This window comes from Intestinimonas timonensis (assembly GCF_900626145.1).
In the GTDB taxonomy this organism is placed as follows: domain Bacteria; phylum Bacillota; class Clostridia; order Oscillospirales; family Oscillospiraceae; genus Intestinimonas; species Intestinimonas aquisgranensis.
Genome location: NZ_LR130817.1, coordinates 253,852 through 271,533, shown reverse-complemented (window position 1 = coordinate 271,533; position 17,682 = coordinate 253,852). Strand labels below are relative to the sequence as shown.

17 protein-coding genes are annotated in these 17,682 nt (G+C 63.7%); 2 read left to right on the top strand and 15 right to left on the bottom strand.

The window, feature by feature from the left end:
- Positions 1–6: 6 nt before the first annotated feature.
- The 13 genes from E0E29_RS07475 to E0E29_RS07415 all read right to left on the bottom strand — a co-directional run bounded on the left by E0E29_RS07475 (position 7) and on the right by E0E29_RS07415 (position 13,505).
- Positions 7–1,332, bottom strand: a complete 1,326-nt coding sequence (locus tag E0E29_RS07475; RefSeq protein WP_130849332.1) for a transglutaminase domain-containing protein — start codon at positions 1,330–1,332, stop codon at positions 7–9.
- Entirely contained in the window at positions 1,329–3,170 is a 1,842-nt protein-coding gene (gene uvrC, locus E0E29_RS07470) for an excinuclease ABC subunit UvrC (RefSeq protein ID WP_130849331.1), read from the bottom strand. The genes E0E29_RS07475 and uvrC overlap by 4 nt, the downstream gene beginning before the upstream one ends.
- A 32-nt stretch (positions 3,171–3,202) precedes the next feature.
- Positions 3,203–4,006, bottom strand: coding sequence for an EcsC family protein (locus E0E29_RS07465; protein WP_165449835.1), 804 nt, complete (start codon positions 4,004–4,006; stop codon positions 3,203–3,205).
- A gap of 64 nt (positions 4,007–4,070) precedes the next feature.
- Positions 4,071–4,334, bottom strand: a complete 264-nt coding sequence (locus E0E29_RS07460) for an HPr family phosphocarrier protein (protein WP_033116234.1) — start codon at positions 4,332–4,334, stop codon at positions 4,071–4,073.
- A 229-nt stretch (positions 4,335–4,563) separates the two neighbouring features.
- Complete coding sequence (locus E0E29_RS07455) at positions 4,564–6,939, bottom strand: endonuclease MutS2 (RefSeq protein WP_130849329.1); 2,376 nt, start codon at positions 6,937–6,939, stop codon at positions 4,564–4,566.
- A gap of 31 nt (positions 6,940–6,970) precedes the next feature.
- A complete protein-coding gene (locus E0E29_RS07450) occupies positions 6,971–7,837 on the bottom strand; it encodes a PhzF family phenazine biosynthesis protein (RefSeq protein WP_130849328.1) in 867 nt (288 codons plus the stop codon).
- Positions 7,834–8,622 (bottom strand): DNA repair protein RecO, encoded by a 789-nt coding sequence (recO, locus tag E0E29_RS07445; protein WP_130849327.1) that lies wholly within the window; start codon positions 8,620–8,622, stop codon positions 7,834–7,836. The genes E0E29_RS07450 and recO overlap by 4 nt, the downstream gene beginning before the upstream one ends.
- A gap of 214 nt (positions 8,623–8,836) precedes the next feature.
- Positions 8,837–9,733, bottom strand: a complete 897-nt coding sequence (gene era, locus E0E29_RS07440) for a GTPase Era (protein ID WP_130849326.1) — start codon at positions 9,731–9,733, stop codon at positions 8,837–8,839.
- A gap of 52 nt (positions 9,734–9,785) precedes the next feature.
- A complete protein-coding gene (gene ybeY, locus E0E29_RS07435) occupies positions 9,786–10,283 on the bottom strand; it encodes an rRNA maturation RNase YbeY (protein WP_242622429.1) in 498 nt (165 codons plus the stop codon).
- Positions 10,284–10,308: 25 nt separating this feature from the next.
- The gene (locus E0E29_RS07430; protein ID WP_130849324.1) at positions 10,309–11,289 is read right to left on the bottom strand and encodes a PhoH family protein; all 981 of its coding nucleotides are present in this window, start codon (positions 11,287–11,289) and stop codon (positions 10,309–10,311) included.
- A 30-nt stretch (positions 11,290–11,319) separates the two neighbouring features.
- Positions 11,320–12,558, bottom strand: a complete 1,239-nt coding sequence (locus tag E0E29_RS07425; RefSeq protein WP_130849323.1) for a sporulation protein YqfD — start codon at positions 12,556–12,558, stop codon at positions 11,320–11,322.
- 16 nt (positions 12,559–12,574) lie between these two features.
- Positions 12,575–12,853, bottom strand: a complete 279-nt coding sequence (locus E0E29_RS07420) for a YabP/YqfC family sporulation protein (RefSeq protein WP_130849322.1) — start codon at positions 12,851–12,853, stop codon at positions 12,575–12,577.
- 82 nt (positions 12,854–12,935) lie between these two features.
- Complete coding sequence (locus E0E29_RS07415) at positions 12,936–13,505, bottom strand: M48 family metallopeptidase (protein ID WP_165449834.1); 570 nt, start codon at positions 13,503–13,505, stop codon at positions 12,936–12,938.
- Between the two features lie 76 nt (positions 13,506–13,581).
- Here E0E29_RS07415 and E0E29_RS07410 point away from each other — a divergent pair, with 76 nt between their 5' ends.
- Positions 13,582–14,763 carry a nucleoside recognition domain-containing protein gene (locus E0E29_RS07410; protein ID WP_130849320.1) on the top strand — a complete coding sequence of 394 codons (1,182 nt, stop codon included), beginning with the start codon at positions 13,582–13,584 and terminating at the stop codon, positions 14,761–14,763.
- 61 nt (positions 14,764–14,824) lie between these two features.
- Positions 14,825–15,034 (top strand): hypothetical protein, encoded by a 210-nt coding sequence (locus E0E29_RS07405; RefSeq protein WP_130849319.1) that lies wholly within the window; start codon positions 14,825–14,827, stop codon positions 15,032–15,034.
- 49 nt (positions 15,035–15,083) lie between these two features.
- Here E0E29_RS07405 and E0E29_RS07400 read toward each other — a convergent pair whose 3' ends face one another.
- Complete coding sequence (locus E0E29_RS07400) at positions 15,084–15,929, bottom strand: hypothetical protein (protein ID WP_130849318.1); 846 nt, start codon at positions 15,927–15,929, stop codon at positions 15,084–15,086.
- A 92-nt stretch (positions 15,930–16,021) separates the two neighbouring features.
- Positions 16,022–17,545 carry a 4Fe-4S dicluster domain-containing protein gene (locus tag E0E29_RS07395; protein WP_130849317.1) on the bottom strand — a complete coding sequence of 508 codons (1,524 nt, stop codon included), beginning with the start codon at positions 17,543–17,545 and terminating at the stop codon, positions 16,022–16,024.
- Positions 17,546–17,682: the final 137 nt, after the last annotated feature.

The window sequence follows — 17,682 nt, the reverse complement described above, 5'->3', positions numbered from 1 at the left end:
TTTGCTTTATTGCGGCAGCGCCCCCGCCCCATCCCAGAAGTAATGGGTGGCGGTGGCCTCCGGTACGTACAGATAGTCCCACTGGTGGTCGGTGTCCCGCATCCGGTCGCTGGTCACGTTGAAGTAGCGGTGGCGGATCACAGAATTGGTGTTGCCGTTCCCCATGGTGGGGTCGTCCCAGGTCACGTCCACGCAGTACCACTCCCCGTCCAGCTTCACCATGTTCCAGGCGTGGTCCTCCATGGAGTCGAAGGCGGCACCCACCACGGTGATGCACTCTACATCGCACAGATCCATGAGGAGCTGGAAGGTGGTGGAGTAGCCCAGGCAGTTTCCATAGCCCCCCACCAGGATGCCATAGGGGTCCCGGTAGCCGGTACGGCCGCTGTGGCCGGGATTGCTGTGCACCGTCTGGTCATAGCTGCCGTGCTCCACGATCCAGTCGTGGACGGCCAGCTCCTTCTGGAAGTCGGTCATGTCATCGGTGATGATTTCCCCCAGCACCTCCCGGCATTTTTCCAGAATGGCGGCATCCTTGTCGGATAGTCCGTCCTCGTTGCCGGTCTCCCACGCCGTCTGGATAGCGGAGGTCTCGTAGAGCTCCATGTTGGCGTCGTTGGGCGCCGTGAACGGGACAAAACCGCTGGTGTCCAAATCCGGGTTCAGGATGGGCCGTTGCGACTCTTCCGGCAGCTCTGAAGGCTCCGGCGTAAGACTAGGCGTGGGTGTGGTCGTGGGCTCCGGAAGCTCGGTCTCCGGCGCCATCACCTGGGTGGCCTCCGGCTCCTCAGGGGGTACGGAGAGGACCGGCTCCCCCTCTTCTTCCACCGGTGATGCAAGTTCTCCTGCCAGGCAGGCGTCAAAGGCCTCCCTGGCCGACTCCGGGTCGTCGCAGACCAGCAGGGCGGCGTAGCAGCCCCGCTGGAGGACCGCCGCCCGGTCCAGCCGGTCGGCCTCCTCCGGGGCGTAGCCGAAGAAGTCCCCCTGCCGCTCCAGCCGGTAGTTCTCCAAAATGTCCGCCGCCGTCTCCGCCGCCTCTTCGTCAGAGAGCAGCACCACAGTGACCTCCCGGGCGTCCATGCCGCCGGCGGCGTACACCGCTCCGTCTTCCCATGTTTCCAGGCCGCAGAAGGCAGAGAGGTGGTCGGTGAGGTCCTGCCCCTCCAGAGTGGGCAGACCGGACAGATCATCCTGGCTTTCCACCACCGTCCGTGCCAGCTCCGCCGCCGTTACGTCGGCGGGGGCTGGAGTGGCCGCCTCCTGCCCGCCGCAGGCGGCGAGAACAAGGGAGAACAGCATCGTCAGAAGCAAAATCGGCGTTTTCCGTTTCATGGCTCTCCCTCCTCCGCTGTCCGCGGATGGAAATGGTCGTAAACCGCCCGGGCGGTATTCTTTGGCACGGCCTCCTCCAGCGCCGTCAGAGAGGCCGCCTTGATGTTTTTGATGCTCTTGAAGTGCCGCAGCAGCTCGTTTCGCCGCTTCTCCCCCACCCCGGGGATCTGGTCCAGGGCGGAGCCCTTCACCCCCTTGGACTGTTGGAGGCGCTGGAACTCGATGGCGAAGCGGTGGGTCTCCTCCTGGATGCGGCCCACCAGGGCAAAGACCGCCGGGATCTGCTGGATGCCAATCTCGCTGCCTGCCGGGTCCACCAGGGCCCGGGTGCGGTGGCGGTCGTCCTTCACCATGCCGAAGACGGGGATGGAGAGTCCCACCTCCTCCAGCACCCGAACGGCCACCTTGGCGTGGTTCTCGCCGCCGTCGATGAGGAGAAGGTCAGGCAGGTCTCCGAACTTCTCGTCTCCATCCAGGTACCGGCGGAACCGGCGGGTGAGGACCTGCTCCATGGAGCCGTAGTCGTCAGCGTGGACCATGTCCTTGAGCTTGAAGTGTCGGTAATCCCGTTTCAATGGCCGTCCATCGATAAAGACGGTCATAGAGGCCACAATGTTGGTGTCTCCGGTGTTGGAAATATCGTAGGCCTCGATCCGCCTGGGCGGCTCCGAAAGGCCCAGCATCTTCCCCAAGGCCTCCATGAGCTTGGACTGCCGCTCCTCCCGGGAGGTGGCCCGTTCCACCTCCTCCACGGCGTTCTTGTTGGCCAGGCGGATGAGGTCCATCTTGGCCCCACGCTGGGGGGTCATGAGGGCCACCCGGTGACCGCAGGCCTCAGAGAGCATTCTCGTCACCGGCACCTCGTCCTCGATATCGCAGGGCAGTAGAATCTGCTTGGGCAGAGCGCCCCGTCCGCCGTAATACTGCTTCACCAGGGCGGAGACGGTATCCTCTTTGGCCTCCTCCACCGGGGTCTCGATGAGGTCCATGTCCTTGGCGGCCAGGTCGCCGTCCACAAAGTGGAGGACCACAAAGCAGCTCTTGGCCTCCCCACGGTGAAAGCCCACTACGTCGGTGTCGGACAGGCTCCCCGCCACCACCTTCTGCCGCTTGCCCAGCAGTTCCATGGCGGCGATACGGTCCCGGAGCTCGGCGGCCCGCTCGAAGCGCAGCTCCTCGGCGGCCTGCTCCATCTCGGCCCGGAGGTCGTCACAGACCTCCTCGTACTTTCCCTCCAAAAGGCGAATGGCCTGGTCGATGTTCTCCTGATAGCGGCTCTGGTCCATCTCCGGGCGGCAGTAGCCGTCGCACTGGCCCATGCGGTAGTAGAGGCAGGGCCGCTCCTTGCCGATATCCCGTGGAAACTTCTTCCGGCACTTGGGCAGGCGCAGGGCGGACTGGATGGCTTCAACGATGTCCTGGGTAGCACCCCGGCTGCCGTAGGGACCGAAGTACCGGGCGCCGTCCTCCGCCGGCCGGTTTGCCAGAGAGAACTTGGGGTACGCCTCCTGGACGGTGAGGCGGATATATGGGTAGCCCTTGTCGTCCTTCAGAAGGATGTTGTAACGGGGCTGGTGGCGTTTGATGAGGGAGCACTCCAGTACCAGTGCCTCAAACTCGCTGTCGGCGATGATGACGTCGAAGTGGTCGATCTGGCTCACCATGGCCCGGGTCTTTTCCGTGTGGGAGGCCAGGTCGGCAAAGTACTGGCTCACCCGGTTCTTGAGCGCCTTGGCCTTGCCCACGTAGATGACCTCGTTTTTGGCATCCTGCATGATGTAGACGCCGGGCTTCAGCGGCAGGGCATGGGCTTTTTCCTTTAATTCGTCAAAAGTCATCCGAGGTCATCTCCTTTCTTCCTATCATCCGGTCAGGCTTTGGTCAGTTTGCGGCGCTTTTTTTCCAAGAATCGCCGCTGGTACTTCAGATTGGCCATCTCAGTCACCCGGCGGCTGGTGGAAAAGTTGCTGGCGCCGCCCACCACGCCGATGATGGTCATGCCCTGGAGGAACTTGGCCACCAGCATGGCGCCGGCCAGAGCCTTGGCCGCCTCCCGCATCTGGGCCTCCAGATCCACCCAAGGGACCTGCTCCTGATCCAGCAGCCGCCCCAGCTCATCCGCCCTGTCACTATAAGTTTTCCGGTCGGGACCGGTGGTCAGGGCGGCACACAGGAGCAGGAGGATATAGGAGCGCTCCCCTTTGGTATCGTAGGCAAAGCCATACCGCACCGCCGTGTGGTAGACCGCCCGGAGCAGGATGGACATGAGGATGGGGATATCAGGCAGCCCCATGCCCAGCAGACCAAGCACGCACCCCTCCGCCGTGGCCGCCGCCGTGGTCAGCGCGCCGCTGAGCGCGGCGCTCCGGTGAAAGGCACCCATGCTCCTGGCACCCGGCGCCTTTTTGATGGCATACTCCTTGAGATACCGCTCTCCCAACAGCTTTCTGGTCGGAATGGTTCGTCCCAGCAGGCCGGTCCCCCGCTGGAACAGCACTTGGAAAGCAGTATAAAAGGCGGCGTCCATAGTGGCCATCAGCTTGTCCGGTACCCGCTTTTCCGCCCAGGACATCACGCGCCCCTTTCGCCGGGCAGCATCCCGCCGAAACAGCTGCTCCTCCCGGCGCCGGAGCCACTCCAGCTGCCGGTCGTATTCCCGTACCAGCTCACCCAATGGTATCACTTCCATAAGATCAAAAAAAGCGCCGCATTGCGGCGCTTTTTCTGCAGAGATCGGATTACTCCGAGAAGTTACTGGAGATCAGCTCGATGAGCGCCTCGACGGCCTCCTTCTCGTCGGGACCGTCCGCGATCAGGTTGATAGCGGTGCCCTTTACGATGCCCAGAGAGAGGACACCCAGCAGGCTCTTGGCATTCACCCTGCGCTCGTCCTTCTCCACCCAGATGGAACTCTTGAACTCATTGGCCTTCTGGATGAAAAACGTAGCCGGCCTAGCGTGGAGACCCACCTGATTGTTCACAACAGCCTCTTTGATATACAATTGTGTTCCCCCCTCAAACAATGCAATGTTTGCGTATCTAGCATACCAAATTTCGGTGAAACCGTCAATGACATTTTGCACAAATTCACGGAGATTCCCAAGAAAAATTCGCTCTTGTGCTCAGTGCTTCGTCAAAATAGACTCATTTTACCCATTCTTTAGAGAAATCATGGCACTTTTATCCAGCTTTAACTCTTTTCTCTCCGCAAGTCCTTTTGGAGAAAAACATTCAGCGCAGCTCCACCACGGTGACGCCGTCCTCGCCCTCGCCAAACCGACCGGGTCGGAAGGATCTGACGTACTTGCTCCGCTTCAGATGATCCCGTACCGCCTTGCGGACGGCGCCGGTACCTTTGCCATGGATGACCGTCACCGTATCCAGCCGGCCCATGACGGCACTGTCCAAAAAGCGGTCCAGCACCAGCAGAGCCTCGTCGGTCATCATGCCCCGCAGGTCCACCTCGGGGGAGGCGCCCAGAGAACGCAGCTTGTGCTCGGCCCGCTGGGCGATCTGAACGGCCTGCTTCTTGCCGCCGTCGGCATCCTCCACCACACGGACCTCCTCCTGCTTGGCGGTGATCTTCAAAATGCCCGCCTGGAGCTGGAGGGAACCGTCCTTGTTGACGGAGATGACGCTGGCCCGGGTACCCATCTTTACCAGCTCCACCGTGTCCCCCGCCTTGGCGGGCCGGGTGGGCGGCGGTACGGGCAGGTCCTCGTGGGACCCCAAAGCGTCCTCGGCCTCATTGAGCTGCCGACGCAGGTCGGACCGGCGCTGGTTCTGCTCCAGCCAGTCGGCCTCTTTCTCCTGGCGGCGGCGCATCTCGTTGAGCTCGGCAAAGACCTTGTCGGCAGTATCCCGGGCCTCCTGGATGATGGCCCTGGCCTCGGCCTGAGCCTTCTCCACCGCCTTGGCCTTCTCCTTCTCCAGCCTCTCCCGGTACTCCCGGGCAGTCTTAGCCGACTCCTCCATCTCCCGGCGGAGCTTTCGGGCCTCATCCTTCTCCTTTTCCATCTGCTGACGCTGCCGGTCCAGCTGGGTGAGGACGTCCTCGAAGCGGACATTCTCGGCGTCGATGCGGGCAGCGGCCTTGTCGATGATGGCCTGGGGCAGCCCCAGGCGGCGGGAGATGGCGAAGGCGTTGGACTTGCCCGGCACCCCGATGAGGAGCTTATAGGTGGGGGCCAGGGTCTCTACATTGAACTCGCAGGAGGCGTTCTCCACCCCCTTGGTGGTCATGGCGTACACCTTCAGCTCGGCGTAGTGAGTGGTGGCACACACCAGAGCGCCCCGCTCCCGGGCCGACTCAATGATGGCGGCGGCCAGGGCGGCGCCCTCCACCGGGTCGGTGCCCGCCCCCAGCTCGTCGAAGAGGATGAGGGAGCCGGGACCGCACTCCTCCAGAATGCCCACGATGTTCACCATGTGGGAGGAGAAGGTGGACAGGCTCTGGGCGATGGACTGCTCGTCGCCGATGTCGGAGAGGACATGGTCAAAGACCACCACGGTGCTGTCGTCATCGGCGGGGATGTGGAGGCCGCACTGGGCCATGAGGGTCAGCAGGCCGATGGTCTTGAGGGTCACCGTCTTGCCGCCGGTGTTGGGGCCGGTGATGACCAGGGTGTCAAACTGGTCCCCCAGGTGGAGGTCGTTGGCCACCGCCTTCTTGGGGTCCAGCAGTGGGTGGCGGGCCTTCCGCAGGGTGATCCCCTTCTTGGCCAGCCTGGGCTCGGTACAGCGAAGCTTGTCCGAGAGCCGGGCCCGGGCGAAGATGCAGTCGATGAGGACGAGGAGGTCGTAGTCCTGGGCGATGTCCTCCTTGTGGGCGGCGCACTCGGCGGAGAGCTCCCGGAGGATGCGCTCGATCTCCTTCTCCTCCCGGGACTGGAGCTCCCGGAGCTCGTTGTTGGTCTTGACCACCGCCATGGGCTCGATGAAGAAGGTGCCGCCGGAGCCGGACACGTCGTGGACCAGGCCGGGGATCTCGTTCTTGCACTCCGACTTCACCGGCACCACGTACCGGCCGGAGCGCATGGTGATGATGGACTCCTGGAGGTACTTGGACTGAGAGGAGGAGATGAGCTTCTGGAGGATGTCCCGGACCTTGGAGGAGGAGGCCCGGATGTGCCGCCGGATGTCGGCCAGCTCGGGGCTGGCGGCGTCGGCGATCTCCTCCTCGGAGAGGATGGACCCGCTGATCCGGTCCTCCAGATACCGGTTGGCCTGGAGGGAGGAAAAGAGGTGGTCGATGCAGGTCTTGGCGTTCCCCTCCCCCGTGGCGTACTCCTTGGCGGAGCGGGCGCAGCGCAGGAGGGCGGCGATGTCCAGCAGCTCCCGGGTGTTGAGGGCGCCCCCCATATCGGCCCGCTGGAGGGAGGCCGCAACCGGCCGGACGCCGGAGAGGGGCGGGGTGCCCCGGAGGACGATCATGGAGCAGGCGGCGGAGGTCTCCTTTTGAAGACGCTGGACGTCATCGGGGTCGGTAAATGGCCGCAGGGCCCGGCACCGGTCCTTGCCCTCCTCGGTGGCCGCCTGGGCCGCCAATAACTCCAGCACTCTGGGCAGCTCCAGGGTCTGGATGGATTTTTCAAACAGATCGGTCATGGATGGTTCTCCTTGCAGGTTTTACGATGTATCAGAGCAGTTGAGCCTGGATGGCCAGCACCGCCCGTCCCCCCACCTGGACCTTGACCCCGTCCGCCCCTTCGGTGAGGCGGCTGAGGATCTCGGAGGGCTTGCCCATTTTCTCCCCCTGGACAAAGCGGTTCTCCGCCCCGGCGGCGATCTTTCCCCGGCGGTAAAGGTAGTAGGTCAGGGCACCGTTGGAGGTGCCGGTGGCGGCCTCCTCGGGGATGGCATAGAGGGGAGCGAAGTTCCGGCAGTGGGCAGTAGCCTCTTCATTGAGACAGGGCCAGAACATGTGAACGCCCACCACGCCGTAGTGTTTAGACAGCTCGGTGACGGTCCGCTCGTCCTGCTGGGCCTTTTTCAGGGCCGCCATGCTGCTTACAGGCAGCAGGATGTCCTGGAGGCCGGTGCTCACCACCATGGGGGCATAGCCCTCCGGGCAGTCTGCCGCGCTCAGGCCGTAAGCGGCGTAGAGCTCCGCCGTCTCCTCAGGGGAGAAGCCCCGTCCCTCTACCGGCGGCGCCATATCCATCCACACCGCCTGGTCGGAGACCTGGATGCTCAGCTCCCCCGCCAGGGTGGAGGCCCGGTAGGTACCCGGCGCCAGGCCCTCGGCCTCCCGCAGGGTGGTGAAGGCGGCGATGGTGGCGTGGCCGCACAGGTCCACCTCCCCCTCTGGGGTGAAATAGCGCAGGCGGAAGGAGGCCGGTCCGGTGGGCCGGACAAAGGCGGTCTCGGAATGCTTGAGCTCAGCGGCCAGGGCCTGACAGAAGGCATCAGTGAGCTCCGGCTCCTCTGAAGTCAGCAGGGCCACCCCCGCCTGGTTGCCAGAAAAACGCTGAGTGGTAAAGGCGTCCACGATATAGAGCTTCACGGCGCAGCACCTCCTTGTTGTGGTTGAGACGCCGCTGGAGCGGCGTCGGTGAGCTGATGATAAAAGTCCAGGGTGCGGAAGCCCCGGTCCAGCTGGGTGCGAAGGAAATCTTCACAGGCGGTGGACATTTTGGCCATGCCGGGGGCGTCCATGGGGAAGGAGAAGAGCCGCTTTGGGTCGCCATACACCACATGGCGCATGGCGGCCAGACTGGTGCAGTCCAGAGTGCGGCTGGCGCCGTCCCCAAGGCCGCAGGCGGCGCAGTGGAGGACGCCCTCTTCGATGTCCAGCCGGGGATCTGCCGGTTCCTCCTCGCCGCAGACGGCGCAGGCGTCCAGAAGGGGCTCATAGCCCGCCACGCAGAGGAGCTTGAGCTCGAAGGCCGCCTTTACCAGGGGGAGGGGCTTTTTCAGTTTGTCCAAGGCGTAAAGGGAGTTGAGCACCAGGGACAAAAGGGCCTGGTCGGGCCGTCCCTCCTCGGCCACCGCCTCGGCCACTTCAGCAAAGTAGGAGCCCAGGGCCAGCTTGTCCACGTCGGAGCGCACGCCCCAGAAGAGTTCCAGGGGCTCAGCCTCATTGAGGGTGAGCCTGTCCCGATAATCAAAGAGAGTCATGTCCGACCACACCAACAGCTGGGCGGAGGCGGCCAGGGGGCTGTTCTTTCGGCGGCAGCCCCGGGCTTTCACCGTCCGCCTGCCTCCCTCCCGGGTGAGCACGGTGAGGATCTTGTCCGCCTCTTTGTAGTTGGTCTCTCGGAGGATGAGTCCCTGGGTCTTGATGTGCATAGCATCACCTGTATGTAAGGGGCGCTGAGCGCGCCCCTATGCGGTCTTTTCCGCCTCCTCCGCTTCCAGCAGGAGGCGGTAGAGGGCGTAGGCCTCCGGCAGTCCGGTGGCCAGAAAGAGTTCCCAAAGCATCTGACTGTTCACAATCCATCAGGCCCCCTTTGTGCTTAGGTTGCCTGATGCCATAACGGGTCATACACGGTAAATTTTGCGGTCAGTCCTCCCGGTAACCCACGTCGTGGATAAAATTCAAATTATCTCTCCAATTTTCTTTCACTTTTACCCAGGTCTCCAGGTAGACCTTGGCGCCCATGAAGGTCTCGATGTCCTTCCGGGCCAGAGAGGAGATCTTTTTCAGCATGGCACCGTTCTTACCGATGATGATGCCCTTGTGGCTGGCCTTCTCACAGAAGATGGTGGCGTCGATGTCGATGATGCCGCTGTCGATGCGCTCGGAGAACTTGGTGAGCTCCACCGCCGTGCCGTGAGGGATCTCCTTGTCCAAGCACAGGAGGAGTTTTTCCCGGATGATCTCGGCGCACACCTGCCGCTCGGGCTGGTCGGTGACCATGTCCTCGGGGAAGAGCTGGGGACCCTCGGGCAGATAGGCCGCCAGGAGGTCCAGCAGCTCCTCCACCCCCTCGCCGGTCTTGGCGGAGATGGGGACGATGGCCTGGAAGTCGTGGGCGGCCTGGTAGGTCTGCATGACGGCCAGAAGCTTCTCCTTCTCCACCGTGTCGATCTTGTTGATGACCAGCACGGCAGGGACACCCAGGGCCTTGATGCGCTCCATGAGCTCAGCCTCAGGGGCGCCCACGTTGGGGATGGGCTCCACCAGCAGGAGCACGGCGTCCACGTCGGCCACGCTCTCCTTCACCACCCCCACCATATACTCGCCCAGCCGGGTCCGGGCTCTGTGGAGGCCGGGGGTATCCATGAACACATACTGGCACTCCCCCCGGTTGACGATGGCGCAGATGCGGTTCCGGGTGGTCTGGGGCTTGTTGGTGACGATGGCGATTTTCTCCCCCACCAGGGCGTTGGTCAGGGTGGACTTGCCCACGTTGGGCCGGCCCACAATAGAGATCATGCCGGATTTTTTGATTTTCATAGGTGATCCTCAACTTTCTTGAGCATTTAGTTTATCTGCTTGTCATACTGGTTCAGTCCCGGGAGATCCCCAGGCTGTTCAAAATGGCTTCCTCCCGGGCCCGCATCTGGGCTTTCATATGGCCCTCGTCCATATGGTCGTAGCCCAGCAGGTGGAGCACCGAGTGGACGGCCAGATAGGCCACCTCCCGCTCAGTGCCGTGGCCGTACTCCTCCCCCTGGGCCCTGGCCCGCTCCAGGGAGATCACCATGTCTCCCAGGGGCACCAGGCCGGTCTCCGGGTCAGCGTCGGCGTCGTCGGTGGGCGGCTCACCGGGGGCAAACTCAAACATGGGGAAGCTGAGCACGTCGGTGGGGCGATCCACCTCACGCTGCTCCAAATTGATCTGGTGGATGCCCTCGTCGTCGGTGAGGAGCACGTCCACCTCACAGGGAACGGTCACCCCCTCGGCCTCCAGGGCCGCCGGGATGACCCTGCTGAGCAGCGTCTCCCAGGTACCGGTATCCTCCTCCAGCTCTGATTCGATGATGATACTATGCTCCGTGCTCACGGGTCCTCTCTCCCCTCTCTGGCGGTCACTTCCGCTTGCCCTCCTCGGACTTGCGGCTGTGCTCATCCTCCTCGTAGGCCTTGATGATGCGCTGGACGATGACATGGCGGACCACGTCGGCGCCGCTGAGCTTGCAGATAGCGATGTCCTCCACGCCGTTGAGCACCCGCATGGCCTCCTTCAGGCCGGAGACGGTGTCCTTGGGCAGGTCGATCTGGGTGACGTCGCCGGTGATGACGATCTTGGAGCCGAAGCCCATACGGGTGAGGAACATCTTCATCTGCTCCCGGGAGGTATTCTGGGCCTCGTCCAGAATAATAAAGGAGTCGTCCAGGGTGCGGCCGCGCATATAGGCCAGGGGCGCCACCTCGATGTTGCCCCGCTCCAGGTATTTGTTATAGGTCTCCGCCCCCAGCATGTCGAAGAGGGCGTCGTAGAGAGGCCGCAGGTAGGGGTCCACCTTGCTCTGGAGGTCGCCGGGCAAAAATCCCAATCGCTCCCCCGCCTCCACGGCGGGCCGGGTGAGGATGATGCGGTTGACCTGCCCCACCCGGAAGGCGGCCACGGCGGCGGCCACCGCCAGGTAGGTCTTGCCGGTACCGGCCGGGCCGATGCCCAGGGTGATGGTGTTCTCCTTGATGGCGTCCACATACCGCTTCTGGCCCAGGGTCTTGGGCTTGATGGGCTTGCCCTTGGCGGTGACGCACAGCACGTCCCGGGCCATCTGGCCGATCTTGTCCTCCTGGCCGGCCTTCACCAGCTGGAGGATATAGCGTACGTTCTGCTCATTGATGGGTTCTCCCCGGCCTGAGAGCTCCAGCAGGCCCTGGATGGCCTTGACGGCGTACATCACCGCCTCGGCCTCGCCGGACACCTTCAGGCTGCCGTCCCGGTTCACCACCGACACGTCCAGCTCCCGCTCGATGATACGGATATTTTCGTCAAAGGAGCCGAAGAGGGCCGCGGCCTCCTCCAGACGCTCCACATTGATGCTCTGTTCGATCAAATTCCTTCGCTCCTTGCACGTTCCCGGGCCTTACCCTGTCTGGGTCCCCGGGATGATCTCCCCCACCTGGCCGGCAAAGGTCACCTCACGGCCGATCTGCTCCCGGCATCGGGCCTTCAGGGTCACGGTGAGCAGGCCGTCCCCCTCCCGCACAGAGAAGGTGGTGGACAGGACGCTGCCGTCGTCCCCGATGAGCCCCTCCAGCCGCTCCAGCAGCCGGTCCTCCAGCAGGGCCTGGGCGGCGTCCGTCTGAATGGCAGCGGACTGGGTCTCATAGGCCCGGTATTCCGTCTTCACCAGGGCCAGAGGCATCTCCCGGCCGCCGGGAAGGGTGAGGATGTGGGTCGTAGTCATTTTATCATAACCGGCTGTGGAAATACTACCCTTTCCAAAAAAATTCACCGTGTGACCCAAAACGCTGAGGCTCCACGCCGTCTCCTCCTCCCCGGTATAGACCTTGGTGTCGGCTTCCAGGGGGATGCAGGCCTCCAGGGTGCGGTAGGTGGCCGCCCAGACGTTCCCCCGGGCGTGGACCAGCCGCTGTCCGGCGTCTACGGTGGCATACTGGGGTTCCTTCAGGTCCACCACTCCGCTGATGACCACCTCCCCCGCCAGCACCGCCTGGCCCTCCTGGAAGAGGGCCTGCCCCTCCAGCACCTCCACGTCCTCCAAAACGCCGTCGGCGGCGGCCACGATGTGGGCGGGGGTGGTCTCATCCCGGAGCTCCGGCGCCGGACTGCGCTCCCGGACCAGCACCTCCGCCCGGGTGCCGTGGAGGTTCACCGACATCCAGGAGAGGCCCTCAATGCGGCTGAGGGTCTCCTGGCTGATCCGCCGCAGGTCCAGCCCCGGACCGTAGGCGCCGGGGCGAACCCCCTGCCGGGAGAGCTCTGCCAGGATGACGGCGGAGGGGACGTTCTCGTTGCCCGAGACCTCCACGGTGAGGATGAACCGGGAGAGGACCCCCACCGCCGCCAGGGAGAGGGCCAGGCCGATGAGCAGGGCATACCGGTGCCGGAAGCCCCCCAGGAAGAAGGGCATTCCCTTCCGCCCCTTGGCCCTGGCCTCACACTGGACCTTCTCCGCCAGCCCCCGCACCCGCCGGGCGTCCCGCCGGGCCACCTTCAGCTCCAGGGTCTGGGCGTCCAGCCAGACCAGGCCCCAGAAGCCCACTCCGTTCTGGGCACAGAGGTTCAGAAATCGCTCGGGGAAGGGTCCGCAGACGGTGAAGCACACGCTCCCCCGGAGAAAATTGACGATAAACTGCATGCTCGCTCCCCCGTTTTCAGGTCAGATCCACCCCGGCGATCTCCCCGGTGATGAGGAGCTCCGAGGCGTTCATGGCCCGCAGGGTCAGGCCGCTCCCCCGGACCTTTATGATGAGCTTTCCGCCGCTGATGTGGATCTCGTCGGTGCCGTAGGCCAGGATACCCCGGTGGTTCTCCATCCGCAGCTGGTGGTCCCCCAGCAGCTCCACCCGGGGCAGCCCCGCCACCACGTCCCCCGGCAGGTCAAAGACCTCCGCCGTCTTTTCCAGCAGGCTCTCCCTGCGCTTCTTCTCCATGGCGCCTCCCCCTTTGGGGCTATGTGTATGAAAAAAGGCCGCCCACCTTGCCTGTCCCAGGCAAAGTGGTCAGTCTCCTTCTCTAGGATGCCGGACGTTCCAGGGTATAGCGCCGCAGGGCCCTCCGCCGGGTCTGCCAGTCGGGCATGAGGGCGTCCATGACGGCGTAGAACCCCGGACCGTGGTTGGGGTGGAGGAAGTGGACCAGCTCATGGAGGGCCACATAGTCCTGGAGCTCACCCTCCACCACCGCCAGGGCGGTGTTGAGGGTGACGATCCCCTTGGTCCAGTGGCAGCTCCCCCACCGGCTGGTCATAAACCGGACCTTCAGCACCGGCTTTTTCACCCCCAAAGGCACGGTCAGCGGATACACCCGCTCCAGGGCGGCGGCCAGCACCGGCAGGGCTTCCCTCTTTTCCGGCGGCGCCAGAGGTATCCCCAGCTCTGAGCGCCGACGCTGGTGCTCCATCACCCAGGCCGCCCGGCTGCGGACGAAGTCATCGGCCCTGGCCTTCGACACCCGCCGGGGCACTGACACCGCCGCCGTGCCGTCGGACCGGATGCGGAGATTGATGTTTTTGACGCTCTTCACCGTCAGGAAGTATTCAATGGGCCCCAGTGGGGTGTCCACCCGGCGCAGTTCCTCGGCCATGGGTCTTTGTCCTCCTTTTTCTCGCATGGGACAGCCCCAGTCCCGCATAGGCTTTTCTCTGCGGAGGTGATGTCCCATGTCCAAGCTGCTCTCCCGGCAGGGGGTGCGGGATCTGTGTCTGGGGCTGGGGCTGCTGTGCGCCACCCTGGCCCTCATGTTCTGGCCCCAGGAGGCCATGGAGGCGGCCCGGGAGGGGTTGAGGCTGTGCTACAACGTGATCCTCCCCTCCCTCTTCCCCTTCTTCGTCCTCTCCACACTGGTGGTGGATCTGGGGCTGGCGGGCTACATCGGTCGGGCCCTGGAGGGGCTCATGCGCCCCCTCTTCAACGTGCCGGGTGCCTGTGCCTCCGCCTTTGCCCTGGGCTTCGTGGGGGGCTACCCTGTGGGCGCCCGCACCGCCCTCTCCCTCTATCAGAAGGGCATGTGCACCAAGACAGAGGCGGAGCGGCTGCTTGCCTTCTGCAACAACTCCGGGCCCGCCTTCATCCTGGGCGTGGTGGGAGCCGGTGTCTTTGCCAGCAGCAGGGTGGGTCTCCTCCTCTACCTGGCCCACGCCGCCGCCTCGGTGTGCGTAGGGCTCCTCTTCCGCTTCTACAAGCGGGATGGGAAACGCCGGGAGCGGCGGGTCTCCCCCACCTTCGAGGCGGAGCGGATCACCACCGCCTTCACCGGCGCCATCAAAAATTCCTTCCTCTCCACCCTGAACATCTGCGCCTTTGTGGTCTTTTTCACGGTGGTCATCAAGCTGCTGTTCCTCTCCGGGCTGCTGCCCGGCCTGGCCGGTCTGCTGGGCGCCCTGCTCTCCCCTCTGGGCTTTTCCACCCGGTGGGCGGAGCGGCTCCTCACCGGCCTCATCGAGCTCACCAGCGGGGTGTGGACCCTCACCGGCGACGGTTCCACCTCGGGAAAGCTGTCCATGGCCGCCTTCCTCCTGGGCTGGGCCGGCCTCTCCGTCCACTGCCAGGTCCTCTCCTTCATCGGCGGCAGCGGCCTGTCCGTCAAGACCTACATCGGCGGCAAGCTCCTCCACGGCGGCCTCTCCGCCCTCTTCATCGGCCTGTTGCTGCGGGTCTTCCCCCTAGAGGAGCCGGTGGCGGCCTACCTTGCAGAGCAGGTGGAGGGCATCGCCGGGGTGGACTTCTCCAGCGCCCTCACCATCTCCCTGGCCGCCGCCTGGATCATGTGGCTCCTCTTTTTCCTGGCCGCCGCGGCAGCCGTGGGAAAAACCAGTAGAAAAAGGCGCAAAGGTGTAGTATAATGTCCTCTGGCCAGGTCCCCTTTCGGGTCCGGCCCATTGGATCAGAGGGGAGCCTTTTGTGATGCTGTTTGAAAAGAAGATCGAACCCCGGTGCGCCTATTGTACCCGCTGCGCTCCCCTGGATGAGGAGACCGTCATGTGCCTGAAAAAGGGCGTCATGCCGGCCGCCTCCCACTGCCGCGCCTTTCGGTACGACCCCCTGAAGCGGGTGCCTCCCCGGCCCAACGCCCCCGATTTCTCCCGGCTGCGGGACGAGGATTTCGTGCTGTAACCATTTTTGCATCAAAACAGGGGGATCTTCAAGATCCCTCTGTTTTTTGTTATAGAAGCCGGGCTGCGAACGCCTTGGCCGCCTCCTCCTGGCCTGGAAGCAGGGGCAGCGCCACCGGCTCGCCGCAGGTGGTCTTCAGGACCAGGGCAGGACGCCGCCGGGGACCTGGTCCCCGAAAGGCCGCCTCCTCCACCGCCACTTCTCTGATGCGGTCCCAGGTGAGGTAGACCGTCCGGCGGGCGTAGAAATCTGTGTGGATGGCCACCACACCTCGGTCCATTCTCCCCACAAAATACTCCGGCTTCTGCTTGCGGAAGGTCTGAAGGCCGTAATTCCGGCCAGGCACCCATAGGCTGTCCCGTATCGTATCTCCGAAGCGGTAGCAGAGCTTGGAGTTGTTATACATGGCATAGCTGTCTGTCAGGAGCCGCTCCAAAGGGGGATCGGCAGGGTGCGTCAAACCAGGCCGATGGTCCGGAGCGTTGCCCAGCAGCAGGTTCAAAACAGGAAAAAGCTGGTCCTCCTTGGTCCGATTATAGGAAAAGCCCACCGTTACGGTCTCCCCACCCCGGTCCAGCAACACCTCCTCGAAACATTTCAGGAGCTGGATGGTATAGGTCATCCGGGCCACATCCCCGGGCCGGACCAAAATGGACTCCACCTTCTGGTCGTCGCCTGCCAGCAGGAGGACTTCCTCCCCCAGCCAGGCCGTCACATACTCCACGCCCTTCTTGTACTGGTGGACCTTTGGGATGTAGGTCACGTTCCCCGGCGGCAGGCCCTGTGCCCGCCACACCTCCAGAGCCGGGCGGAACCGCTCCGGCAGCTCCTCCCAGTCGTAAATGCGCTTGGGCCAGGACGCCAGCGTGGGCCGCCGGTCCTCTCTGATGGCCATATGCCTTCCCCCTCTCCTCCCCATCATACCACAAAGACGGCGGACACGCGACCTTTTACAGGTCGGCGTCCGCCGTCTTTTATGTGTGGAACTCAGTCCACCAGCTTGTCCAGCTCCTTAATGTGTTCGGTCTGGCTGGCGATCTTATGACCGGCCTGCTTGGCATAGATGCCCACCATGGCCTGGGACTTCTTGATGGGCTGCATGGTGCCGGCACCGGCCACGCAGCCGCCGGGACAGGCCATGCCCTCCAGCAGGTAGCCGGGATACTTGCCGGCCACGGCGTCCTGAAGCATCTTGCGGCACTCCCGGAGGCCTTCCGCACCGGTGACCTTGACTTCCTTGTCTGGATAGCGGTCCTTGATAACATTGACCACCGCCTGGGCTACACCACCGGAGACGGCAAAGTTCCGGCCATCCGTCGAGGCGTCGTTGACGCCATTGGGGTCCTCTGCAATGTTTTCCAGATCCACATGCTTGGCGTCAAAAATGCCGTCCATCTCCTCAAAGGTGAGGACAAAGTCCACCTCACTGCGGACACTCTTGCGCATGGCCTCCAGTTTTTTGGCGGCGCAGGGCCCGATGAAGACCACCTTGGCATTGGGATGCTCATGCTTGATGAGTCGGGCGGTGAGGGTCATGGGGGTGAGCGCCATGGAGATGCAGTTGGCGTGGTCGGGGAAGAGCTTCTTGGCCATCACCGACCAGGCGGGGCAGCAGGAGGTGCCCATGAAGGGCAGCTCCTCCGGCACTTCCCGGAGGAAGTCGTCGGCCTCCTGGGCGGCACACAGGTCGGCGCCGATGGCCACCTCGAAGACATCGGCAAAACCCAGCTGCTTCATGGCGGCACGGAGCTTGCCCGGGGTGACCTTGGGGCCGAACTGGCCCACGAAAGCGGGAGCCACGGCGGCGTAGACCCGCTCACCGGACTGGATGGCCCGGATGACTTGGAAGATCTGGGACTTGTCGGCGATGGCGCCGAAGGGGCAGTTCACCAGGCACATGCCGCAGGAGACGCACTTGTCATAGTCGATCTCGGCCTTGCCGTTGGCGTCGCTGTGGATGGCGTCCATGCCGCAGGCAGCGGCGCAGGGCCGGGTCTGGGTGATGATGGCGTGGTAGGCGCACACATCGGCACAGCGGCCGCACTTGATGCACTTCTCCTGGTCGATAACCGACCGGCCATTGTAGCGGTCCAGCTTGATGGCGTCCTTGGGGCACACCTCCACGCAGGGGTGGGCCAGGCAGCCCTGGCAGCCCTCGGTCACCAGCACCCGCTTCTCGGTACAACCGTTGCAGGCAAACTTGATGACGTTGATGAGGGGCGGAGTATAGTAGGTCTCCGGCCGGTCTGCCGCCTCAATATTGTCGGAGAGGGGAGCATGCTCCGCCGCGCTCCGGCAGGGCAGGCCCATGGCCAGCCGCAGGCGCTCGCCCACGATGGCACGCTCCAGAAATACGTCGTTGCGGAAGTTACCTACCTCGCCGGGAATGATCTTATAGGGCAGGGCCTCGATCCGCTTGTCTACCGGCCACTCCGTGTGGTAGGCCATCCGGGCCACCTCCCGGAAGATCCGATGCCGGATCTCCTGGATCCGGGTCTCTACTCCTCTCATGAAACCTTCGTCCCTTTCATTTCAAAATTGGTACCACCAGAATACCGCAAATCCCCTTCCCTGTAAAGCACCTGGGCATGAAAATTTTTCCCACACAGCTCTCCTGATATGTAAAAAGTGCCCCGGCAGACAGGATG